This window comes from Betaproteobacteria bacterium, assembly GCA_016720925.1.
Classification (GTDB): domain Bacteria; phylum Pseudomonadota; class Gammaproteobacteria; order Burkholderiales; family Usitatibacteraceae; genus UKL13-2.
In genome coordinates this window covers 118956-141769 of the sequence record JADKJR010000036.1, presented here as the reverse complement: position 1 = coordinate 141769, position 22814 = coordinate 118956, and the positions used below count along the sequence as shown (strand labels likewise).

General features: G+C 59.6%; 25 protein-coding genes. 15 read left to right on the top strand and 10 right to left on the bottom strand.

Annotated features, from left to right (window positions below; genetic code table 11):
• Positions 1-54 precede the first annotated feature (54 nt).
• The 5 genes from IPP88_23465 to IPP88_23445 all read left to right on the top strand — a co-directional run bounded on the left by IPP88_23465 (position 55) and on the right by IPP88_23445 (position 6324).
• A complete protein-coding gene (locus IPP88_23465; protein ID MBL0125493.1) occupies positions 55-645 on the top strand; it encodes a sigma-70 family RNA polymerase sigma factor in 591 nt (196 codons plus the stop codon).
• Positions 642-1832, top strand: a complete 1191-nt coding sequence (locus IPP88_23460) for a hypothetical protein (GenBank protein MBL0125492.1) — start codon at positions 642-644, stop codon at positions 1830-1832. The genes IPP88_23465 and IPP88_23460 overlap by 4 nt, the downstream gene beginning before the upstream one ends.
• A 150-nt stretch (positions 1833-1982) precedes the next feature.
• Positions 1983-2522: a TRAP transporter small permease subunit gene (locus tag IPP88_23455; GenBank protein MBL0125491.1), complete on the top strand. Its 540-nt coding sequence runs from the start codon at positions 1983-1985 to the stop codon at positions 2520-2522.
• 2 nt (positions 2523-2524) lie between these two features.
• Positions 2525-4384, top strand: a complete 1860-nt coding sequence (locus tag IPP88_23450) for a TRAP transporter large permease subunit (GenBank protein ID MBL0125490.1) — start codon at positions 2525-2527, stop codon at positions 4382-4384.
• Positions 4385-5364: 980 nt separating this feature from the next.
• The gene (locus IPP88_23445) at positions 5365-6324 is read left to right on the top strand and encodes a diguanylate cyclase (protein ID MBL0125489.1); all 960 of its coding nucleotides are present in this window, start codon (positions 5365-5367) and stop codon (positions 6322-6324) included.
• Between the two features lie 73 nt (positions 6325-6397).
• Here IPP88_23445 and IPP88_23440 read toward each other — a convergent pair whose 3' ends face one another.
• Entirely contained in the window at positions 6398-7522 is a 1125-nt protein-coding gene (locus tag IPP88_23440; protein MBL0125488.1) for a TRAP transporter substrate-binding protein, read from the bottom strand.
• Positions 7523-7612: 90 nt separating this feature from the next.
• Complete coding sequence (gene pmbA, locus IPP88_23435; GenBank protein ID MBL0125487.1) at positions 7613-8920, bottom strand: metalloprotease PmbA; 1308 nt, start codon at positions 8918-8920, stop codon at positions 7613-7615.
• Positions 8921-9080: 160 nt separating this feature from the next.
• On the opposite strand from pmbA, the gene IPP88_23430 reads away from it, so the two are divergent.
• The 3 genes from IPP88_23430 (at position 9081) to IPP88_23420 (ending at position 11009) form a co-directional block, all read left to right on the top strand.
• Positions 9081-9605 (top strand): DUF615 domain-containing protein, encoded by a 525-nt coding sequence (locus IPP88_23430; GenBank protein ID MBL0125486.1) that lies wholly within the window; start codon positions 9081-9083, stop codon positions 9603-9605.
• Complete coding sequence (gene mog / locus IPP88_23425; GenBank protein ID MBL0125485.1) at positions 9605-10243, top strand: molybdopterin adenylyltransferase; 639 nt, start codon at positions 9605-9607, stop codon at positions 10241-10243. The genes IPP88_23430 and mog overlap by 1 nt, the downstream gene beginning before the upstream one ends.
• 121 nt (positions 10244-10364) lie before the next feature.
• A complete protein-coding gene (locus tag IPP88_23420; GenBank protein MBL0125484.1) occupies positions 10365-11009 on the top strand; it encodes a dienelactone hydrolase family protein in 645 nt (214 codons plus the stop codon).
• A gap of 57 nt (positions 11010-11066) precedes the next feature.
• Here the strand turns inward: IPP88_23420 and IPP88_23415 are convergent, their stop codons facing one another.
• The 4 genes from IPP88_23415 to IPP88_23400 are packed head-to-tail and all read right to left on the bottom strand — an operon-like array spanning position 11067 to position 14536.
• Entirely contained in the window at positions 11067-11456 is a 390-nt protein-coding gene (locus IPP88_23415) for a cupin domain-containing protein (protein MBL0125483.1), read from the bottom strand.
• Between the two features lie 22 nt (positions 11457-11478).
• A complete protein-coding gene (locus IPP88_23410; protein ID MBL0125482.1) occupies positions 11479-11928 on the bottom strand; it encodes an acyl-CoA thioesterase in 450 nt (149 codons plus the stop codon).
• 4 nt (positions 11929-11932) lie between these two features.
• Positions 11933-13195 carry a patatin-like phospholipase family protein gene (locus IPP88_23405; GenBank protein MBL0125481.1) on the bottom strand — a complete coding sequence of 421 codons (1263 nt, stop codon included), beginning with the start codon at positions 13193-13195 and terminating at the stop codon, positions 11933-11935.
• 21 nt (positions 13196-13216) lie between these two features.
• Entirely contained in the window at positions 13217-14536 is a 1320-nt protein-coding gene (locus tag IPP88_23400; protein MBL0125480.1) for an adenylate/guanylate cyclase domain-containing protein, read from the bottom strand.
• A gap of 274 nt (positions 14537-14810) precedes the next feature.
• Here IPP88_23400 and IPP88_23395 point away from each other — a divergent pair, with 274 nt between their 5' ends.
• The 4 genes from IPP88_23395 to IPP88_23380 are packed head-to-tail and all read left to right on the top strand — an operon-like array spanning position 14811 to position 17994.
• Positions 14811-15746 carry a branched-chain amino acid transaminase gene (locus tag IPP88_23395; protein ID MBL0125479.1) on the top strand — a complete coding sequence of 312 codons (936 nt, stop codon included), beginning with the start codon at positions 14811-14813 and terminating at the stop codon, positions 15744-15746.
• A 12-nt stretch (positions 15747-15758) separates the two neighbouring features.
• Positions 15759-15971 carry a zinc-finger domain-containing protein gene (locus IPP88_23390; protein MBL0125478.1) on the top strand — a complete coding sequence of 71 codons (213 nt, stop codon included), beginning with the start codon at positions 15759-15761 and terminating at the stop codon, positions 15969-15971.
• Positions 15972-15999: 28 nt separating this feature from the next.
• Positions 16000-17034, top strand: a complete 1035-nt coding sequence (gene waaF, locus IPP88_23385; protein MBL0125477.1) for a lipopolysaccharide heptosyltransferase II — start codon at positions 16000-16002, stop codon at positions 17032-17034.
• A gap of 48 nt (positions 17035-17082) precedes the next feature.
• Entirely contained in the window at positions 17083-17994 is a 912-nt protein-coding gene (locus IPP88_23380; protein ID MBL0125476.1) for a DUF1684 domain-containing protein, read from the top strand.
• Positions 17995-18050: 56 nt separating this feature from the next.
• Here IPP88_23380 and IPP88_23375 read toward each other — a convergent pair whose 3' ends face one another.
• The 4 genes from IPP88_23375 to IPP88_23360 form a co-directional block, all read right to left on the bottom strand.
• On the bottom strand, positions 18051-18650 hold the full coding sequence (locus IPP88_23375; GenBank protein ID MBL0125475.1) for a hypothetical protein: 600 nt from the start codon (positions 18648-18650) through the stop codon (positions 18051-18053).
• A gap of 67 nt (positions 18651-18717) precedes the next feature.
• Entirely contained in the window at positions 18718-19308 is a 591-nt protein-coding gene (locus tag IPP88_23370; GenBank protein MBL0125474.1) for a nucleotidyltransferase family protein, read from the bottom strand.
• A gap of 15 nt (positions 19309-19323) precedes the next feature.
• The gene (locus IPP88_23365; GenBank protein MBL0125473.1) at positions 19324-20301 is read right to left on the bottom strand and encodes an XdhC family protein; all 978 of its coding nucleotides are present in this window, start codon (positions 20299-20301) and stop codon (positions 19324-19326) included.
• 5 nt (positions 20302-20306) lie between these two features.
• Positions 20307-21236, bottom strand: a complete 930-nt coding sequence (locus IPP88_23360; GenBank protein ID MBL0125472.1) for an alpha/beta fold hydrolase — start codon at positions 21234-21236, stop codon at positions 20307-20309.
• A gap of 365 nt (positions 21237-21601) precedes the next feature.
• Between IPP88_23360 and IPP88_23355 the strand changes: the two genes are divergently transcribed.
• From IPP88_23355 to IPP88_23345, 3 genes are all read left to right on the top strand, one after another.
• Positions 21602-21970: a hypothetical protein gene (locus IPP88_23355; GenBank protein MBL0125471.1), complete on the top strand. Its 369-nt coding sequence runs from the start codon at positions 21602-21604 to the stop codon at positions 21968-21970.
• Between the two features lie 200 nt (positions 21971-22170).
• Complete coding sequence (locus tag IPP88_23350; GenBank protein ID MBL0125470.1) at positions 22171-22485, top strand: YdhR family protein; 315 nt, start codon at positions 22171-22173, stop codon at positions 22483-22485.
• 131 nt (positions 22486-22616) lie between these two features.
• Positions 22617-22799, top strand: a complete 183-nt coding sequence (locus IPP88_23345; protein MBL0125469.1) for a hypothetical protein — start codon at positions 22617-22619, stop codon at positions 22797-22799.
• Positions 22800-22814: the final 15 nt, after the last annotated feature.

Here is a 22814-nt window from a genome sequence, read left to right as displayed (position 1 = left end):
GCCGCCTGGAAGCTTGACCTGCATGCACACAGGTCAAGTAAACTTCCGGGCAACATGACCGCAAGCGATGAAACATCCGACGAAGCTCTCATGCTGCGCTATCAGGCTGGCGACGCCGGTGCATTTGACGATCTCTATGCGCGGCATCGCGGCGGGCTGTTTCGATTCATTGGCCGCCAGTGCCGCACGCGTGAACACGCGGAGGAGCTGTTTCAGGAGGTGTGGATGAACCTGATCCAGGCGCGCGATCGCTACCGGGTGGAAGCTCAATTTCGAACCTATCTTTTCACGCTGGCGCACAATAAGTTGATGGACTACTTTCGCCGCCACGGTCGCGTGGAACTGACGCTGTTCGAACGCGACAGCGATATTGAAGGCGGCAAAGAAAACGCCATCGACCGGCTGGTTGCCAGCCGTGTGGATGAGCCGATGGTGCGCGCCGAATCGCAACAGCAGTCCGCCGCCATTCTGCGCGCCATCGAGGGGCTACCCGCGCCACAGCGCGAAGCATTTTTATTGCACGAAGAAGGCGGATTGAGTGTCGAAGATATTGCGGAGGCAACCGGGTGTACGTTTGAAGCCGCGAAAAGCCGGTTGCGCTATGCCATCGCAAAATTGCGCGACGGCTTGCAGGAGTACGCATGAGTAATCACGATCAACCCGGAAGCGAAGACAAGCGGGACATGGACGCGGTCAGCCGTGCCTACCGTGACGCCCGCGATCGCGATGCGGACCACATGGCGCCGCCCGCCGCGCTCAACGACGCGATTCGCGCCGCTGCCCGCCGCGCCGTGCATGCCCGACCGCAGCCGGTCGGGAAAAGCTGGCTTCGCCAGTGGACGCCTCAACTTGCAGTGGCCGCCGTCGTGGTGCTGTCGGTATCGGTGGTGTTCGTTGCAATCGAGGAAAAACCCGAGCTCGCTCCCGCGCCGATTCAGAAAATGACCCAGGCGCGCCGCGCCGATGCGCCGGCCGCCGCACCGGCCGCCACGATTGCGCCACAGGAGGCAAGGGTGGCTGAAACAACGCCGCCGGTCGTGATGGCAGCCGATGCCGTCAAGAAGAAATCCGGTGTCGCGTCAGGTGCCGGCGCGGACGCTGGCACGGATACAGGCGCAATCACCGCGAACGTACAAGGTTCGCGTCAGCAGAATTCCGAGCGGGCAAAAGAAGAGCGCAGCACAACGCCCGGAGCGACGCCACTTCCACCGCAACAAGCCATCGCCGCCCCCGCATCGTTGGCGCCTGCTGCGCCCGTGTATTCGCCACCCTCGCCTGCCGTGGCGAGCGTGGCGCCGGCCCCGTTCCCGGCGACCGACGCTATTGCACCCGGGCGCAAGGAATCGCGTGCGGATGCGAATCTGGCAGCCGCGAAGGAATCGAAAGTGCTTGCGGAAAAAGTTCGCGTTGCCGGAGCGATTCGTTCCGCCGAGGACGTCAGCGTGCCCGCGAGACCGGTCATTGCGGGTGGTGTTGCGACATCACCAGTGCCGACGGCTCCGGCGGCTCTCGCGCCGGAACCGATGATGAAACAACTCGCGCCTTCACTTGCCGCGGCCGGAGCAGCGCCGCCACGTGCCGCATTGCCCGATCGCGCCCGGAGCGAAACACAGACATCGAGCGCCACAGGACTCCGCGGCAACACCACCCAGACATATCAGCAGTCCCGCAAATCCGACGAAAGCGAGAACCCCGGCCCATGGCTGAAGCGCCTGCTGGAATTGCGCGAACAAGGCAAGCTCAAGGAATTGCGCGAAGAGCTGGTGCGCTTCAGGAAAGCCCACCCCAATGTGGTGCTACCAAAGGCGCTGACGGAGTTGCCAACGGAGTAAAGGCACTGCACGGCGTTCGCTGCCCCCTCACAACCGCAGCAAGGAATTGCGTTTCTTCCAATCGGTCTGCAATTCCAAAGCCGATATAATCGACCGCATAACAAGAGGCAATGATCGCCGCGAAGGGACACTTTCGAGAGGGGAAATGCGGTGCGAGCACTATTGAAACTCACCAGACTTATAGACGCGCTGAACAAGCGGGTTGGTTATCTCGCGAATTGGGCAGTGCTATTGTCATGCTTCATCAGCGCCGGTAACGCCATGATGCGATACGCGTTTGACTTAAGCTCAAACGCATGGCTGGAAATCCAGTGGTATCTCTTTGCCGCCGTCGTCATGTTCGGCGCGGCCTATACATTCAGATTGAACGAACACGTGCGCGTGGATATCCTTTACACGCTGCTGTCCGATCGCGGAAAGAAATGGCTCGACCTGATCGGCACGATCGTGTTTCTCATCCCGGTCTGCGTGGTGATCGCTTATATGTCGTGGCCGGTCTTTACCGACGCCTGGGCTGGCAATGAAATGTCCTCCAACGCCGGCGGCCTGGTTCGCTGGCCGTTCAAGATCCTGCTGCCGATCGGCTTCACGCTGGTAGCGCTTCAGGGAATATCCGAAATCATCAAGCGGGCCGCCGCGCTTCACGGAGATATCACACTCGATACGCATTACGAAAGACCGATTCAGTGACGCTGATTCCTCTCGAACTGATGCCGCCACTGATGTTTGGCGGGCTGGTGCTGTTCATGCTCATCGGCTACCCGGTTGCGTTTACGCTGGCCGCATTGGGCCTGTTCTTCGGCGTGATTTCAATTGAGCACGGGTTCTTTGGTCCAACGTTTTTGCAGGCCATTCCGCAACGCATACTCGGCGTGCTGTCGAATGATCTGCTGCTGGCGATCCCGTTCTTCACGTTCATGGGAACCATTCTCGAGAAATGCGGACTGGCGGAGGACATGCTCGATTCGATGGGGCAATTGTTCGGCCCCTTGCGTGGCGGGTTGGGTTACTCGGTCATCCTCGTGGGTTTCATTCTCGGCGCCATCACCGGCACGGTTGCCGCGCAGGTCATCGTGATGACACTCATCTCGTTGCCGATCATGATGCGCTACAAGTACAACATGCGGTACGCGACTGGCGTATTGGCCGCGTCGGGCACCATCACGCAACTGGTGCCGCCGTCTCTGGTGCTGGTTGTTTTGGCCGATCAGCTCGGCAAATCGGTGGGCGACATGTACCTGGGCGCGTGGGGTCCGTCCATCCTGCAAGTGCTGTTATTCATCGGCTATACGTTTGTCCTTTCTCGCATCAAGCCCGATTGGCTTCCCGCGATTCCGAAAGAGCACCGCACACTGCAAGGCTGGGCGCTATGGAAGAAATGCCTGCTGGGAATCGTTCCCAGCGCGGCGCTGATCTTTCTGGTGCTTGGCACTATGCTAATGGGGCTTGCCACGCCCACAGAAGGCGGCGCGATGGGCGCGGTCGGCGCTCTCGTGATCGCCGTGCACCGCCACCCGCAACTGGGGCAAGGCAGCCGCCGCGTATTCTGGGTGGGAATGTCGGCCGCGGGCATTGGCGTCATCATCGGCATATTCGCGTTCAAGTCACTGGCGTTCCAGATCGCCTGCACCGTGCTTTATATCGCCATCGTCTGGCTGTGCGTGCGCGCCGCCGCGATCGCCGACCTTCGTGACCTCATCCGGAAAGCCTACGAATCCACCGCGCGCCTCAGCGCCATGGTGGTATTCATTCTCATCGGCTCCAGTTGCTTTTCAGTGGTTTTCCAGGGCGTGAATGGCGGGCCGTGGCTCGAACACATGCTGACCGGCCTTCCCGGAGGCGTGTGGGGCTTCCTGATATTCGTCAACTTGTTCATATTCTTCATCGCATTCTTCCTGGATTTCTTCGAGATCGTGTTCATCATTGTCCCGTTGGTGGCGCCGGTCGCGAAAATTCTCCTCGCCCCCATCGTCGGTGAAGACGCCGCGCTGGTGTGGTTCGGCGTCATGCTGTGCGTGAATCTGCAGACGTCGTTCATGCATCCGCCCTTCGGCTTTGCGCTGTTCTACTTGCGCGGCGTTGCACCGAAGGAAGTAAAGAGTTCGGATATTTACTGGGGGGCGCTCCCCTTTGTTGCCTTGCAGCTAATTCTCGTGGTGCTGGTCATCGCGTTCCCCAGGCAAGTCACCATGTTCCTCGATGACCCGGTCAAACTCGATCTCAACAAGGTCAAGATCGAACTGGAAGGCGATAATCCGGATCCCAACACGGTCATGGTGCCGGGCAGCGACGACCGGAAGAGCGACGCCGGCAACAACGACATCATGAAAGCGCTTGGCGGCAAGAGCGACGACATTTCGGCGGAACCTTCAAAGGAAGACGCGGCGGCGGACGACCTCATGAAAGCGCTGGGCGGCAAGCCCGAAGCACCTGCAAGTTCCGGGGCAAAGGCTGACGGCAAACCGGCTGCAAGACAAGCAACGACCAAAGGTAAGAGTAAGGAAGACCTGGCGGCGGAAGAAATCGAAAAGGCGCTGCAAGGCGGAAGGTAGTGGAAATCATTTAAACCCTAGCACTGGCGCGGTTTTTGCGGCATTTAGGCCCCCCCCCCCCCCCCCCCCCCCCCCCCCCCCCCCCCCCCCCCCCCCCCCCCCCCCCCCCCCCCCCCCCCCCCCCCCCCCCGGCGGTGCCCCCCCCCCCCCCCCCCCCCCCCCCCCCCCCCCCCCCCCCCCCCCCCCCCCCCCCCCCCCCCCCCCCCCCCCCCCCCCCCCCCCCCCCCCCCCCCCCCCCCCCCCCCCCCCCCCCCCCCCCCCCCCCCCCCCCACCCGCGCCCCCCCCCCCCCCCCCCCCCCCCCCCCCCCCCCCCCCCCCCCCCCCCCCCCCCCCCGGCCGGGGCCCCCCCCCCCCCCCCCCCCCGCCCCCCCCCCCCCCCCCCCCCCCCCCCCGCCCCACCCAACCCACACCACCGAACCCAAACACACACACCACCACCCCCCCCCCCCCACGCATCCCACGGGCGCCACCCCCCCCCCCCCCCCCACCCCCCACCCCCCCCCCACCCCCCCCGCCCCCCCCCCCCCCGCCCCCCCCCCCCCCCCGCCCCCCCCCCCCCCCCCCACCCCCCCCCCCCCCCCCCGCACCGACGTGGCCCTTTGCCCGGAAAGGCGCACCAGTGCTAGGGTTTGAAAACTCGGCATGATTCTCAATTCCATCGACTTGCTAGCAGCCCGTCGGACTTAGAGAATCGAAGCGAAAAATGATATGGGCGCGGGCAGATTTTGCGAGTCTTCGCCTTACGGCGAAAGCCCTGCTTACCCCACTTCACGGTTTTCAAGCCAATGGTTGTTCCATTGGCGCCGAAAAGCGGGGAAATATACACCGATCAGATCATTTTGCAGCCGATTTCCTCTAAGTCCGACAGGCTGTTATGTATGTCATTCATACCGGGATGCTGCACATTTTCCGACGCCATTGTTGATCTAACGCAACCTCGCGTGGCCTTTTTGGCAGAAGATTGAAGCGAGGTGGGACGATGGACATCTTCTATCACCGTATCTTCGAGCACACGCCTGACGCTTTGTTGGTGGTTGATTCCGAGGGCTGCATCCGCCAGGGCAACGCGCGGGTGGAGGCGCTGTTTGGCTATTCACGCGATGAGCTGATTGGTCACGAAGTCGAAATACTGGTCCCGGAGAGACTTGCGGCGCGCCATGTCGGCCACCGTGCCCGATTTGCCGCCGATCCGAAGCTACGTCACATGGGCGCATCGCTGATGGATGCCTTTGCACGCCGCAAGGACGGCAGCGAGATTCCCGTTGACATCATGATCAGCACGCTCGACACCACGGATGGCGTGTTTTTCCTGTGCGCCGTGCGCGATGTAACTGAACGCAAGGCGACGATGGAGGAACTTCGCCGGCGCACCGCCGAGCTTGAAGGCTTGCACGTGCAACTGAAAGAACTCGCCAGCCACGACAGCCTCACCGGCCTGCTGAACCGGCGCGCCTATCAGGAGCAAACCGAATGGATCATCAGGAATGCAGTTCGACAGCGGCAAGGCGTGTCCCTGCTGATGATCGACCTGGATTTTTTCAAGCGCGTAAATGATCAATTTGGTCATGCCGAAGGCGACCGCGTGCTGTTCCTGATTGCCAACATATTGAATGACACCTGTCGCCAGAATGACGTGTCGGCACGTTACGGCGGCGAGGAGTTCGCGGTCACGTTGCCGGATACCGACGAGGCCGGCAGTTTTGTCGTGGCGGAGAATTTTCGCACCGCCGTGGAAGCCATCAAGGACCCGAGATATCCGGTTACCGCCAGTGTCGGTATCGCCACGTTCGTCCCGGATCCTGGTTTGCCGCCGGCAGATACGGGCGCCTTGTACGACGAGCTGATCAACCGGGCCGACCAGGCACTCTACGCGGCCAAGAACAACGGCAGGAACCAGGTATGCCATTTCAACGAGATCGCCAAAGAGATGCGGCGCTGAGTATTCGCAACGGACCATCGCAGCACCCGAAAAAAAGCCCCGCATCGCGGGGCTTTTTCCATGCCGCGAACCACTACTTCTTCGCGGGTGCGGCAGGCTTGTTCGATGACCGTGCCGTCGCCATGAAGCTGTCGAAGTTTTGCTCGGCGACACGGGACCAGAGAACCTGGTCATTGCGGAACACCCGCCACGCTTCGTAAATTTTCTTGAACTTCGGATTCTTGGCCGATTCTTCGGCATAAACCTCTTCGGCCGCCTTGAAGCAGGCATTCAGGATGTCCTTGCTGAACGGACGCAGTTGCACGCCGTTGCCCACCAGACGCTTCAGCGCGGCCGGATTGAGGGCATCGTACTTCGCCAGCATGTCGCCGTTGGCTTCCGCACACGCCGCTTCAAGAATCGATTTGTACTCAGCCGGCAACGCTTCCCACTGCTTGAGATTGACGTACAGGTCCAGTTCGGGTCCGCCTTCCCACCACCCGGGGTAATAATAGTATTTGGCAACTTTGTAAAACCCCAGTTTTTCATCGTCGTACGGGCCTACCCATTCGGCCGCGTCGATGGTGCCTTTCTCCAGCGCGGGATAAATGTCGCCACCGGATATCTGCTGTGGAACCACACCAAGCTTCGACAACACGCGCCCCGCCAATCCGGCGATGCGAAATTTCAGGCCCTTCAGGTCGGCCACGGTCTTGATTTCCTTGCGGAACCAGCCACCCATTTGCGCCCCGGTATTGCCTGCGGGGAAATTGATGACGTTATAGTCTTTCAGAAACTCGCGCATCAACGCCAATCCGCCGCCGTAATACATCCAGGCGTTTTGCTGGCGTGCGTTCAGGCCGAATGGAATGGCGGTTCCAAACGCAAAGGTGGGGTCTTTGCCAAAGTAGTAGTAAGGCGCCGTGTGGCAGCATTCCACCGTGCCGTCCTTTACCGCATCCAGCGCCTGCAGGCCCGGAACCAATTCTCCCGCGGCGAAGACCTGAATGGTGAATTTGCCACCCGTGGACTCGGAGACCCGCTTGGCGATTCCGGGCGCGGTGCCATAAATCGTATCCAGGCTTTTGGGGAAACTGGAAGTCAGCCGCCATTTGATCGACGGCAAGGTGGCAGTCTGGGCCTGAGTGAGCGTTGGAATGGCGGTCGCCCCGGCAGCGAGACTGGCACCGGCGGATGTCAGGAACTTGCGTCTTTGCATGCATTACTCCTCGGGTCGTTGGTTTATTTTTTTTGGCAACTGTGGCAACACAACTTCAGCGGAAAGTATAAAACATGCCGTCGCGTGCGGCTATTCGCCGGCGATTGACATGCGATCAATGAGGATGCTGCCGACCTGCTTGGAGCCCAGCGCCAGCACGTCATTGCCAATCGCGATGATGCCCTTGAACATCTCTTTCATGTTGCCGGCGATCGTGATTTCTTCGACCGGAAATGCGATCTCGCCGTCCTCCACCCAGAATCCGGCGGCGCCGCGCGAATAATCGCCGGTGACATTGTTCACGCCCTGTCCCATCATCTCGGTGACCAGCAGTCCGCGATGCATTTTTTTCAGCAGGCCGGCGAGGTCCAGTGGACCCGGCGCGACAATGAGATTGTGGTTGCCGCCCGCATTGCCGGTCGACTGCATGCCGAGTTTTCGCGCCGAATAGCTGCCGAGAAAATAACCCTGAACCACGCCATCCTTGACAACATCGCGCACCGCCGTCGCTACGCCCTCGGCGTCGAACGGTCCACTGGCAAGCCCGTGCTTCAAAAACGGATCTTCGTGAATCGTGACCATCGGCGAGAACACGGTCTGTCCAATGCTGTCGAGCAGGAAACTCGATTTGCGATAAAGTGCGGAGCCGCTGATGGCGCCAACGAAACTGCCGATCAACCCTGACGCAACCGGTGCTTCAAACAACACCGGAAAATCGCCGGACGGAATGCGGCGCGCATCGAGCCTGGCAACGGTGCGCTCGCCCGCCTTGCGGCCGACGTGTTCTGGCGCCTCGAGTCGGGCGGCCTCACGCGCGACCGTATACCAGTAATCGCGCTGCATGCCTTGTTCGGTTGCCGCGATCATGGTGCAACTGGTGCTGTGCCGGGTGGTGGGGTAGCCGCCGATAAACGCATTGGAATTCGCGTAAATGAAATCCGCATCGGAGGTGGAGACCGAGGCCCCGTCGGAATTGTTGATGCGCTTGTCGACCGCGAACGCCGCCGCTTCAATACGTTTACAAAGCGTGATGGCGTCTTCGACCGGCAGCACCCAGGGATAGTGGATGTCGCAATCAGCAAATGGTGGTCGCGCGTGACGGGCGGGATCCGGCAGGCCGGAGAATTCGTCGGCCGCGGTGTACTTTGCGATCGCCAGCGCGGCCTTTACCGTACGCTCGATCGCATCGCGCGAAACATCGGTGGTCGAGGCATTGCCGCGTTGCTGGCCGAGATACACCGTGACGCCCAGGCCCTTGTCGCGATTGTGCTCGATGGTTTCCACTTCACCCATGCGCACGGTGACGTTTTGGCCGACCGATGTGGATATTTCCACGTCGGCGGCAGTGGCGCCCAGCGCCTTGGCGCGTTCCAGGGTGAAGGCGGCGAGATCACGCAAGTTCGGCGGCGTTGTGTCGGAAGCTACGGCACGCGCAAGTGTTCTAAGGGTTTTTTCAGTCACAGGGGCACAATTCAGAAGAAGGAAGGAGGGGAACGACGCGAGCGGCGTGAGGTATCATGGGCGCTTGGCTGCAATCCAGGCAACACAAGGCAAAAGAATGACCACAGAAGACGAAAATTCTATCAGTAAAAGCCAGAAGAAGCGGGATATGCTCGCGCTGCAGGACATGGGCGAAGCGCTGGTGAAACTCTCACTCGATTCAATCAAGAAGCTGGACCTGCCCGAGCAATTGCTTTCGGCAGTACTTGAAGCCAAACGAATTCCCACCTCCAAACATGGGGGCTTCAAGCGGCAAATGCAATACATCGGCAAGGTCATGCGCAATGTGGATGCCGCGCCGATCGCCGAAAAGCTCGAAGCCATTTCAGCACCGAACAAGAAACAGACGGCCCTGCATCACTTGGCGGAGCGCTGGCGCGAGCGATTGCTGGAAGATGCAACGTCTCTAGGCGGCTTCCTGAACGAGTTTCCCGAAGCCGACCGTACCATGCTGGAGCAACACATCCGCGACGCAAAGGACGAGAAGGCCAAGAACAGGCCACCGAAACATTTTCGATTGCTGTATCAGTCGCTGCACGACACCATCGTGCAGCAGTCGCGCCAGGCCGTGGAAGAGCCTTGATGGCGGCCGAAGTGGCGACAGAGGTGGCAACCGGGGTGACAAACGCGGCACACGACGCGGCAAGAATCGGCTTGTTGTCAATCAGCGATCGTGCTTCGTCAGGCGTCTATCAGGATGAAGGCCTGCCCGCGCTGGAAGGCTGGCTGAAATCGGCGCTGAAAAATTCGCTGACGATTGTCTCGCGTGTGATTCCCGACGAGCAATCGCTGATTGAAGCCACGCTGAAGGAATTCGTCGATACCGAAAAATGCTCGCTGGTACTGACCACAGGCGGCACCGGCCCCGCGCCGCGCGATGTCACACCCGATGCAACACTCGCGGTGGCGGATCGCGTCATGGATGGTTTCGGCGAGCGCATGCGGCAGATATCGCTACGTTTTGTGCCGACGGCGGTTCTTTCGCGGCAAACGGCGGTGATCCGCAAGCAGTCCCTCATCATCAACTTGCCCGGCCAGCCCAAGGCGATCAAGGAAACGCTGGAAGGATTGAAGGACGCGGACGGCAAGCCGATTGAGGTCGGCATTTTTGCCGCGGTACCGTATTGTGTGGATCTGATTGGCGGGCCGTATCTGGAAACCAACGATGACGTGATAAAGGCGTTCCGGCCGAAGTCGGCAATTCGGGCGCGCGCCTCGTGAATACGCACAAAGGAAAACTTCGACGTCTTACCCCTAGCACTGGCGAGGCTTGCAAAGCATTTTGTGCCTGAAAGCCGCTACAGTGCTAGTGTTTGTACTATTTCTACTCTGAAAACAACCGATGACAAAACTTATCCCACACATTGAACTCGTCACTGGCGCCGAACCCAAAGGCACCGTCATCTGGATGCATGGCCTCGGCGCGGACTGCTGGGATTTTGTGTCCATCGTCAAGGAACTCGGATTGCCGGAAGACCTGCCGCTGCGTTTCATTTTCCCGCAGGCGCCATCGCGGCCGATCTCGATCAACAACGGGCAGGTCATGCCGGGCTGGTACGACATCTCAATGTCTGAATTCCAGGATGGGCCGGTGCGCAAGGCCGATGAAGCCGGCGTGCGCGAATCGCAGGGATCAATCAATGCGTTCATCGCCCGCGAAGTCACACGCGGGATCGCCACGGACAAAATTGTCATCGCCGGATTTTCGCAAGGAGGGGCGATTGCCTTGCAGACCGCATTGCGCCATCCGCAGCCACTGGCGGGCATCCTCGCACTGTCAACATATCTCGCGCTGGAAGACTCTTTGGCGACCGAGCGTACGGTCGCCAACGCCAACATCCCCATCCTGATGGCGCACGGCACGCAGGACCCGTTGGTGCCGCTGGCATTGGCCCGTGGCTCCCGCGCCAAACTGGAAGCGCTGGGCTACAAAGTGGAATGGCGGGAATATCCGATGCCGCATAGCGTGTGCATGGAAGAAGTCTAGGAAATCGGCTCGTGGCTGATGCAGCGATTTCGGTCGCTTATCATCCTGGCTTGAGGACTACGGCGCGGGCGTCGCCAACGGCTTGCCCTTCTCCACCACGTAAGTCGCCAGCACTTTTGCCAGAGCACCCGCGTGCGCCTTGGCATCGTGAATCTTGCCGGCGGGAATGAAATAGCTGTCGCCGGCCTTTAGCGTCTTCGGCGATTCGCCATCGATCTCCAGCAACGTCGTGCCCTCAAGTACATAGCCGGTCTCGGGGCCATTGTGTGAGTGGCGCCCGGCCGCGCCACCGGCGGCAATTTCGGCGATTCCCATTACCACTTCGCGCGCGCCTTCGGCTGGCACTTCACCTTTTTGCAGCAGTGTGCGCTTGATCCCCGGCGCCTGTGCAATAGCAATGCCGGCGATGAGCAACAACGGAATGGCAAATGACGCGATGCGTTTCATATTGAAGACTCCATTGTATGGTTCAAGGCATTTGCAATTTTGACAGCACATCGCGCAGCTGGGTCGGCATGCGCACCGGTCGCCGTGTCTCCCGGCCCACATAGACGTGCACGAAATGCCCCTGTGCGATGGCGGCGTCGCTGCCCTCGCGAAACAGGGCGATCTCATAGCGCACGCTGCTGTTGCCGAGGCGCGCCACGCGCAATCCTGCCGCCAGTTTTTCCGGAAACGCCGCCGACGCAAAATAGCTGCACCCGGTCTCGACCACCAGGCCAATCACCGGACTGGTGTCGATATCCAGCACGCCGCGCGTAATCAGGTACTGGTTCACCACCGTATCGAAATACGAGTAGAACACGACGTTGTTGAGGTGGCCGTAAGCATCGTTATCGCTCCAGCGCGTATCGATCGGCAGGTGATGCGGAAAATTCGCGCGCTGCAGGGGTTCGTTCTTGGTGGTTGGTTTTTCCATTGTCTCAGCCATTCTTGATAACGTCCATTTGCATTGTCCGGCCAGGATCGAACTTGACGTGGGGAATCACCGTCGGCATGGGGCAGGCGCTGGCGTCGAAGAATATGGCAATTTCCTCTCGGCGCTTCAGCATATCCTGATAGCCCATTTCGATCAGCGCCTGGCAGTAGCACTTGTCAAACAGCATGTAACTTGCCAGCGTGGCGCCACCCTTGCGCATCGCGCCGATGGTACGCATCAGGGCGCGAATGGTCCACGGCAAATCCCGCACGTGTTCATACGCCAAAGTCTCGAGTGGTTCCTGCGGGCATGCGACACACACGTCCACATGCTGCAAATTCATGCCGGATGTTTTGAGCTTGCTGTGATCGACAACGGTCAGTGTCGAATTTATGCGCTGCAACAACTCGATGTCGACCGCGAGCGTATCCAGAAAAATCGACGCCATGGCATGGCCGGCGATCTGCGCGAGCGAGGGATATTCGTCGCCGTTAAGCCGATCGGGAATGTCTTTCACGAGCTTGGAGGTACCCACCACGAACACGCGTTCAGCCCCCAGATGCAGTGCGGGGCTGCAGGGCGCGATCTGCCTGATCGAGCCGTCGCCAAAGAACTCACGATTGATCTTGATGGCCGGAAACGCAAACGGGATGGCCGCCGACGCCATCAAATGTTCGCTGCGCAACTGGCTCACACGTATACCGACGCGCTGCGAGCGGCGCCAACCCTGCATACCCGAAGAGGCCTGGAAAAACGCACAATTCTGGCCCGACGTATAACCGGCGGCCGTCACCGAGACTGCGCGCAGCGCGCCGCTTTCCAGATGCCCGGCAATCTTGGGGAGATCGACATGCCGGGCGATCAGTTCGGCCAGCGGCGAGTTGTCGAAAAGCGAGACGCGATGATTCTTGGTGATGGCGCCAAACAGGAATGCCGACAGCCACTTGAGGCTGTTGCGCGCGACGCCGGGAAAGTCGGTGCGATAAACCTGGTCCGGCGTGAAATTGGTCCAGACATTGACCAGCGTTTCCACGCCTCGCGCGAAGTTGTCGGCGTGCGCCGCGAGTAGAGCCGCGTTGATGGCGCCAGCCGAGGTGCCGGTGATGATCGGAAACGGATTTTCCACCGGATGGCCGAGGATCTCGGAAAGTGCTTTGAGGACGCCGACCTGATAGGCCGCGCGCGCGCCACCACCCTGAAGCACCAAGGCAACACCGGGATGCCTGGCATTGCGATTGGATGGGACTTCCGGCTCTTGCAAACTCATGCGTATGGTTCGTGGCCGCGATCAGCGTTGCTGTTGCAGTCCAGGGTCCGGCAGGCGCACGACGTTGCCTTCCTCCTGACGATTCAACAAACGGCCAAGCAAGGTATACACCTGCATTGGGCCTTTGCCCTTTACATGAATCTGTTGAACTTGATCGAACCGATAACGATTGTGCAGCCGCCGGAACGTCACAAGATCAACCTGCGTTTGGCCCGGTAGTGCCTCCGACGCCATGCGACTGGCAACGTTGACCGTATCGCCCCACAGGTCATAGCTGAATTTTCGGCGACCGATGACGCCCGCCACGACCGGCCCCGTGGCCATGCCGATACGCAGACTTAACTTCTGGCCGTTCGCTGCCGTGTACTGCGAAACGAATAACTGCATGTCGATGGTCATGTCGGCCATCGAATCCACGTACTGCGCGGCGCCGCTATGCAAGCCACCGGCCGCCATATAGGCGTCACCGATGGTCTTGATCTTTTCGATGCCGTATTTCTCCGCCAGCACATCGAACTCGGAAAACACATTGTTGAGCAGTTGCACGGTCTCGTTCGGCGACATCTCTTCCGACATGTGCGTGAAATTGACGATATCGGCAAACATCACGGTCACATCGGCGTGGCCGTCGGCGATGTTGGTTTCCTGGCGCTTCAGGCGATCGGCAATCGGCTGCGGCAGGATATTTAGCAGTAGGCGCTCCGAAAGTTCTTTCTCGAGGGATACGGCGGACGTCTGCGCTTCCACCGCCGCGCGTAGTTTTGATTTCTCCCGCGAAAAATACCAGAGCAGCACATAGACCATTGCCGAAATCGACACAAAATTCAGCACAAAAAAGATAGCGACCGTTTTCTGATCCAGTTGCTTGCTGTCCATCGGCAAGGAATAGTCGAAAAAGCCCGACATCGCGGTCATGAAAATGTAGGCGATAAACCACGGCATCGAATCGCGTGTACCGAGGATGACGATCGCCCCGACCGGCGCCAGCAACGCCCAAAGAGATACGCCGCTGGCATTGACGAAATTGCCGATCGACCACTGCATGACGAATGGCGTGAACAGGAACATCGTCAACTGGGTCGCGCAAAACAATCCCAGCTTGCGGGACTTCATGAAGAAGAACATGTTGCCCGCGGAAAGGAACAGGAACGCCAGCGGAATCGACGTCGAGAACCGCAAGCCAAGGCTCCAGTAGATCGACAGCCACAGCATCGACGCGAGCGCCATCAACGCGGTGGAGAACAGCAACATATCGCCGGAGAGTTTTTCTTCGGGCGACAGCGTCCCCGCCTTCGATCCGGCGTTTTGGTGTGAATCTGTCAAGACATCCTTCGCGATCATGCTCTTGTGGTGGCTTTGAAAGTACGCGTGAGGAGAAAATATGGAGGCCGAAAAATGCGCCTTTGCTATCTGCCTGAAACCTGATTCAACCCCGCATATTGCCCGCAAGGCCATGGAAATTAACAGGTTTCAATACATCAAAACATTATGACACAACTGTTTTTGAGGGCGAATCGATTCGCCGCCGCCTGATGCTGGCTGCGGGACGGAGGCGATTTCGCCAGCCGATGCGATAAAATAACCCACTATTCTGGATTTTCCTGGAGATTTCCCTATGTCAATGGCAGACCGCGACGGCGTCATCTGGTACGACGGCAAAATGGTTCCCTGGCGCGACGCCACCACCCATGTGCTGACCCATTCCCTGCACTACGGTCTGGCGGTGTTCGAGGGTGTGCGCGCGTACAAGACGGACGCCTCTTCCAATCTCGGCACCGCCATATTCCGCCTGAAAGAACATACCCAGCGGCTGTTCAATTCTGCCAAAATTTACCAGATGAACATGCCCTACAGCATGGATGAAATCATCGAAGCCCAACGCGAGGTGGTGCGCGCGAACAACCTGGAAAGCTGCTACCTGCGTCCGTTGGCGTTTTACGGCTCGGAAAAAATGGGCGTTTCGCCCAAAGGCGCCAAGGTGCACGTCACCATTGCCGCCTGGCCATGGGGTGCGTACCTGGGCGAGGATGGCCTGAAGAAAGGTATTCGCGTCAAGACTTCCTCATTCGCCCGCCATCACGTCAACGTGACCATGGCGCGCGCCAAGGTATCCTCGACCTACGCCAATTCGATTCTTGCCAACAACGAAGCCACCGACCACGGCTACGATGAGGCGCTGCTGCTCGACACCGAGGGCTATGTCGCGGAAGGCGCGGGCGAGAATATTTTCCTCGTCCGCGACGGCAAGATCTCGACACCCGAGCTCACCTCCGCGCTGGACGGCATCACCTGGCGATCGATCCAGATCCTCTGTGCGGATCTGGGCATTCCGGTCGAGGCGCGCAAGATCACCCGGGACGATGTGTACATCGCCGATGAAGCCTTTTTCACCGGAACCGCCGCGGAAGTCACGCCGATCCGTGAGCTTGACGGGCGCGTTATCGGCGCCGGATCACGCGGCCCGATCACCGAGAGAATCCAGTCGGCTTTTTTCGATATCGTCAACGGTCGCAATCCGAAATATCACCATTGGCTCACGCCCGTCAAATAGGGAAAAGCATCCATGACCACATCCACCGCCCCGCTCTCCGAGTTGAAGTCCCGGGAAATTACCGTGTCGGCAAAAGATTTGCCGCTGCATTGTCCGATGCCGTCAATGAAGCTGTGGGATGCCCATCCACGCGTCTTTATCGATGTCGCGGAAACCGGCGAAGCAAAGTGCCCGTATTGCGGCACGGTTTACAAACTGACCGGCCCGGTTAAATCGCACCACTAGCCCCTCGCCAAGGCGGCACGGTCCGCTGATGCGCATCCTCGTCATCGCGCCGTCGTGGATCGGCGACGCCGTCCTTTCGCAGCCGCTGCTTATGCGTCTGCACGCGTCGAATCCGGATGTCGAGATCGATGTCCTCGCGCCCAAATGGGTGATGCCGGTCTATCGGCGCATGGCCGAAGTGGCGCGGGTAATGGAAAATCCGTTCGGCCATGGCGCACTGCAGCTCGGCGCCCGCCGTGCCCTCGGCAAGTCACTCAAGCAAGAAGGCGACAATCGCGCCGATAATCGCGACCACAACAGCGGCTACTATCGCGCCTACGTGCTGCCCAACACCTTCAAGTCCGCGCTGATCGCATGGTTTACCGATATCCCCGCGCGCATCGGTTTTCGCGGCGAAATGCGCGGCTGGATCCTGACCGACTGCCGCGACCTGGACGAGCACGCCTTGCCGACCATGGCGGCGCGCTTCGCCTCACTGGCACAGCCCGCGACGGAAATGCTGACCCAGCCGGTACCGAATCCGCAATTGCGTGTCGATCCGGCGGCGTTGGAAGGATCGCTCGCACGCCTGAAACTGGACAACACCAAGCCGATGGTGGCATTTTGTCCCGGCGCCGAATACGGCCCCGCGAAACGCTGGCCCGCCGAACATTTTGCGGCGTTGGCCAAAACTCTCGCCGCGTCGGGCCATCAAATCTGGCTGTTCGGCGGCAAGGGCGACGTGCCCGTCGCCAAGGAGATCAACCGCCTGTCCGGCGGGCTCTGCACCATCCTCGCTGGCGAGACGCAACTGGATGAGGCAATTGACCTGCTGAGCCTGGCGCGGCACGTCGTCACCAATGATTCCGGGCTGATGCACATCTCCTGCGCCGTCGGCGTGCCAGTGACCGCGCTGTATGGATCATCGTCCCCGGGTTTTACGCCGCCACTATCCGAACAGGCCCGCGTCATCACGCTCAATCTCGAATGCAGCCCCTGCTTCCAGCGCGTCTGTCCGCTGGGACATTTCAAATGCATGAATGACCTGTTGCCGGCATCCGTCGCCGTACAAATCCAGCACTGACCGGTGCATAATCCTCACCTGTCCAATCGTACCTTCCGGAGCAAGACGATGAAACAAATCATCACCGCGTTACTCTTCACGATGACGAGCATCAGTGCCACCATCGCCAGCACGCCCGAACAGGACGCCTACGTTGATTCAGTGCAGCAGTGGCGCGACAAAGTCGAGCAGAGCCTGCGGCGCGACAACGGCTGGCTGACGCTCGCCGGGCGATTCCAGATGAAACCCGGCGCCAATACCTTTGGAACCGGCAAGGACAATGACATCGTATTTCCGCCGGAATTGAAGGGCACCGGCCCGGAGCGTTTGGGTACGCTGGTCGTCGATTCAGCAGGCAAAAAAGTGTCGCTCAAGCTCGCGAATGGCGTCAGCATGACCAGCGACGGCAAGGCCTTTACCGGCGAGCGGGTGATGGGTACCGGCACCGCCAAGCGCGACTGGGTGGCGCTCGGCCGCATCAACATGCATATCATCGAGCGCGAAGGCCGTTACATCCTGCGCCTCGCGGACAATGAGTCACTGGTGCGCAAGAATTTCCCCGGGCGCATCTGGTACGCCGTCGATGAAAAATTCAAGGTGGCCGCGAAGTTCGTCGCCTATCCGCCTGGAAAAAAGATCTCGATCGTGAACGTCATCGACGAAGTGTCGGACGAGCCGTGTCCCGGCTACGTCGAATTCAAACTCAATGGCGTCACACAGAAGATGGATGTGGTCGGCGACGACGACGGCATGTTCTTCGTGATGCGCGACGGCACCGCCGGCGACACCACTTACCGGCCATCACGCTTTTTGTATGTCGAGCAGCGACCCAAGCCGAATGATACGTTCACGCTCGATTTCAACCGTGCCTACAACCCGCCCTGCGCGTTTTCGGAGTTCACCACCTGCCCGTTGCCGCCGGAGCAGAATATTTTGAAGGCACGGATTGAGGCGGGGGAGAAGTATCGGAAACCGGGGTAGGATTTCTTCACGACTATCTTCAAACCCGTCATTCGCGCGTAGGCGGGAATGACGGGCTAGCGTGATGGTTGAATACGACTGGACTTCACGTACTTTCCATCAAACGCCGTCTTCCACGTCTTGCCGCCGTCAGCCGACGTACGCCAGTGCTGCCGAACGGAACCGTCGGCATTCGGCGTCCACGTGATCTCGTTAATGGCATTGGTGTCCGTCCTGCCCGGCGCATTTTGGTTCATTGCACGGTCAGACAGCGTCATGCTGCCATTCTCAAAAATTCCGTCCAGCAACAGCAAACCACCCGTGCCATCGACCCAGGTCTGGTGCCAGGTTTTGCGACGCACATCGTAGACATTGAAACTCTCGCCGGCAAAGTTGCCGCGGCCCTTCCATGATTCGTGCAACACACAACCATTCAATATCGGCCTGATGAGGTTGGTGCCCGCCGGCTTGCCGTCAGGCGTGGTGACATCCCAATCGCCAATCCAGAAATCGAATTGCCGATTCTCGATCGCCGTACAGGGAACGGGCGGCAGCGTGGCGGGTGCAGCGGGCGTAGTGGCTGGAGCTACTGGCGTCTGGGCATTGGCGCTCACGGAAAAAAACAAAGTCAGCGCGGCCATGATCAGGGGCGCCATCAGATGCTTCGTCAGATTCATTGCCGTTCCGCTAGAAGTTTGAAACAATCAGCTTAGCGTGCCAGACGCGACAGCACGTTTCAAACTGTCACGGTTGATGACGCGGGAAAACCGCCTGCAAATCGTCGGATGTATCGATATCCATGAGCACGCCCGCATCGTCCACCGGCAGCAGCTTGACCTGATCCGCATGCGCGGCCACTACGCTACGCGCGCCGTTGTCTCCCTGCAATGCCATCAACTCGCTACCAAAAGCGCCCGCAAACGCCACCGGATGACCACGTTGACCACCAAACGTCGGGATCACAATACCGGTCGCGCCATCAAGCGCCTTCAGAACTGACGCAATCGTTTCCGGCCGAATGTACGGCATGTCGCCCAGCGCGATCAGCCAAACCGCCGCATCCGCACTCGCGCGCACACCGGCGGCGATGCTGGTACCCATGCCCTCCTCCGCGTCGGCATTTACCACCACTTGGCAGCCGCAATCATCCAGCGCTTTCATCAACCGATCATCGCGACTGGTGACCGCGACCACGTGCCCCGCGCCCGCAAGCAGGTTTTTCGCCGCCGCTTCCACCACATACCGGCCATCAGGCAATCGCGCAAGCAGCTTTTGCGAGCCGAAACGTTTGCCCGCGCCCGCGGCCAGCAGAATGGCCGTCATGGGAACGCGCATCGATGCGGCACAAATCTACGCGGCACAAATATCGCCCGGGACATTGGCGCGTGCGAGCATCAATCCATTACGCGCGGCCACCAGTTCGGCAAGGATCGCAATGGCGATTTCCGGCGGCGTGCGGCTGCCGATGGCGAGCCCGACCGGCCCATGCAAACGCGCCACCTGGCTATCGGTGAGATCGAATTCCTTCAGGCGCTTGCGGCGCTCGTCGGAGGTTTTCTTTGAACCTACTGCGCCAATGTAAAACGCGTCGGTTTTCAACGCTTCCATCAACGCCATGTCATCGAGCTTCGGATCGTGCGACACCGTGATGATCACCGTGTGTCCATCCGGCTTGAATGCCATCACCGCGTCATCCGGCATGCCATCGACAAACGTGCTGCCCGCCACCCGCCACGCGGTGTGATATTCCTCGCGCGGATCGCAGATGAACACCTGGAAATCGAGTGTCGCCGCGACTTCGGCCAGATAGCGCGCGATCTCGGAGGCGCCGATGATCAGCATGCGCCAGCGCGGGCCGTGGATACAGCTGAATTCCTGGTCGTTGCGCAAGGTGTCATCGGTGGGCGTGGCGGATCGATACGACCATCCGCCGTTCCGCAAATCGACCACGCGCGCGAATACCTCACCCGCCGCGATTTTCGCGGACAACGCATTCACGCGCGCCACGTCGAGCCCCGCCTCGATGACCACTTCGAGCTGCCCGCCACACGGCAAGCCAAAACGCCGTGCTTCCTCGGCGCTGACGCCGTAACTTTGCAGAATCGGCTTCGCGCCGGTGAATTCATCGCGGCGCGCGACCAGGTCATCCTCGATGCAGCCGCCCGACACCGAGCCCACCACGATGCCGTCATCACGCATCGCCATCAACGAGCCGGGCGGCCGCGGGCTGGCGCCGAAGGTTTGCGTGACCGTCACCAGCCACAGCCGACGCCCGGCGTTCAGCCAGTCGCGCGCATGCTCAAGAACTTCGAGATCGAGGGATTGCATGCGGTTTATCTTGATGCCGCGCCGATGGATGATACGGAGGGCGGCGAGAGGGTTCGGCCGACCGATGCGCTCGCCCCACCTTGTCCGTTCAGTTTGAAAAGCTCGAACACCGCTTTCTGATAGTCTTCGAAAAAACTGCCGGTGAGATTATGATGCGAACCGCCCTCGGCGCGGAAGAATCGTTTCGGCGCTTTCGCGGCGGCGAACAATCGTTCCCCCATTGCGAACGGCACGATCTCGTCCGCCGTGCCGTGCGCGACCAGCACCGGCATGGTCACTTCGCGGATGCGGTCAAGACTGTTGAAGGTCTGCGTCACCAGAAAGCCGACCGGGATAAATCCCCAGCGGGTTTCCTTGAGCATGTCCGGAATCGATGTGAAGGTACCTTCCAGAATCAACCCATCCGCCTGCGGATACTTGAGCGCCACCTGTGTTGCCATGGCGCCGCCCAGCGAATGCCCGAAAATGAAACGCTTCGATTGCGGCGCCAGCGTCGCCAGGTACTTCCACGCCGCTTCCGCATCCTCATTGGCGCTCGCCTCGCTGGGCGCGGCGCCATCGGCGGCGACGCTCTTGCCGAAGCCGCGATAGTCGATCGCCAGCACCGAAAATCCCATGCGGTTCCAACGCGGAATGCGCGACACGCTGCCGGTCAAATTCCAGCGCGCGCCGTGCAGATACAGCAGTACCGGCGCATTCGGATCAGCCACCGGCGCCCACCATGCATGCAGTTTTTCATCGCGCTTGCCGACCGGAATCCACTGCTCCCTGAATTCCGCCGGCGGCCCGCGATAGCCGCGCCACTCGCCCTGCACCGGATTGAAAATCCATTCGCCCTGCTTGGTTTCGATGTACGCGCAACCGCCGAAAAAGAATATCGCCACCAATGCGGCGATCCAGCGGGAACGTGTTGAGGCGAGCAAGGAGAGTTTCATGGAGGGTTAGTGTAATTCACGGCGGAGTGGTTCCTCAATGGTGATGGATTGCGAGACGCGCGAAGTTTTGATATCTCTGCATGATGAGTGCGGTGGATGACAAACTCCCGCATCGGCGAGCTTCGTGGCACGAAAAGGCTCCAAACACCGCGCCAATGCTTGAGTTTTCGACTCGTGTGCGGGACTGGTCGCCCAATTCACCGACAGGTGTGTTTGTCGATTTCGTTCGGGGTGTGATAACTTGCGTTAATGCATTGATTTCGAAGGTGGCGATCCATGAATACTGCGTGCATGCGCAGCACTTATCCACTCCTACGGGCAACTTTTTAGGTGCCCATTTCAAGTTGTGCGTCATAGGCTGAGCCATGCTTCCTGACCTGAGTGGAATTGAGTTCGACTGGTTTGCCGCTGACTGCGACGGCAATCTGGCTCTTTTCGCTACCGCCGGAGAGGGATTCATTCCGATATCAGTCGCTGAACACTATGCGGATCACTCGTCAGTCTCGGATTCGCTAAATGCCCCACGATCTGGAACACCAGAAGTCTGGAAAGACTACGCTGATCATGGCCTGTACGTGTTCGACTGGGCGCTTCCAGGTGGCCCTTACGAAAAACGAGAATCACCAAGTGGTGTGGTTAGCCACGAATTAAAGGCAAGAATCATGGCAGTGCCTGAGTTGCCCGCGCTTAGCGGTTCGTTTTCTGACCACGGAAAGATAGGGCGCTGGCAATGACGCACAACCCGGCGCTCAGCCTCGTACCTTTTCGTCGCTGGACGCCGCAAGAGCGCGGCGCCTCACAATTTAATTCGCCAGAGGGAAACGATGCTCGATACGTTCCGGGTAATCAAAGGGGCTGTAGTTAATATTTTTCGCAGTGCGCCAAAAAATCGACCACGGCCGCTTAAATTCGCACAGCACAACAGGAGGTCCAATTGATCATCGTCATTGTCAATTTCACTCTGCCAAAACCAATCACCCGCGAGGAAGCTCGCCGCATCTTCCTTAGCACGGCGCCGAAATATCAAGGCGTGCAAGGATTGCTTCGAAAGCACTACGTGCTATCCCAAGACGGCGGAACGGCGGGTGGCGTCTATCTTTGGAATTCGAGGCCCGAGGCAGAAGCGATGTATACCGAAGCGTGGCGCTCATTCGTCCGCGAGAAGTACGGCACTGACCCAACCGTCACCTACTTCGAAAGTCCCGTGACGGTTGACAACATGGCGCAGCAAATACTGTCCGACGACTAGGAAAGAACCGTCCTGCCGCCCAATGATGCCGAACACTTCCGTCAACGCGGCCGTGGTCGATATCTGTGGCGCACTGAGAAAAATATCGACCACGGCGCCTTTGATTTCTTTGAGTAATTTAGGCACTAAAAATGCAATTGCATGATTTCCAGCTTGCGAACATCGATCTTGAGATCGGTGACGACGTTTATGATCTCCACAACAATTTCGACTTTCGTGGCTTTTCTTATGATGTTGCCACACGACAGTTGACTCTTCGTTGGACGCGTGGAATTGGTGAATGGGTTCCCAATGACGGCCAAAGCGAAATGTGATTGTGGCTAGCGGGG